The following is a 352-nucleotide window of genomic DNA, read 5'->3' as shown; positions in this document are numbered from 1 at the left end:
TAATTTGCCGTCGCGTCAGCGCCATCAGTTGTCGCGCTTGTTCTGCCGCCCTTGACTCTTCTTTCTCGATAATCAATTGCACGATTTGCATCCCCAACGAGGTTTCCGGCACTGCCTCTAACTCGTCCAAGTAAATCCGCTGCACTTGAGCGGAATTGAGCAGAGCTTCATAAGGCTCCAGTTCCGTGGGTTCAAAACTGCGGCGGCCAAAAATTATCACCGCCCGCCAGGTTTTCCCCGGATAATTTTGCATCAGGTAAAGGAAGATTTCAGCAAATAAATTCGCATAAGCTCGCGGTTCTTTGTAAAAAAACACTTCCAGAAATTGCAGGGGCAATTCCTCATACTCCGC

At 48.9% G+C, this 352-nt stretch carries 1 protein-coding gene; it reads right to left on the bottom strand.

What is annotated here, in order from left to right:
* The coding region (locus tag AC0QH1_RS05040; RefSeq protein WP_324629819.1) for a DUF2887 domain-containing protein at positions 1-352 on the bottom strand (352 nt) is incomplete at both ends.

Source organism: Phormidium sp. CCY1219 (assembly GCF_055795085.1).
The sequence above is the reverse complement of the archived record's forward strand: the minus strand, read 5'-3'. Positions and strand labels throughout refer to the sequence as shown.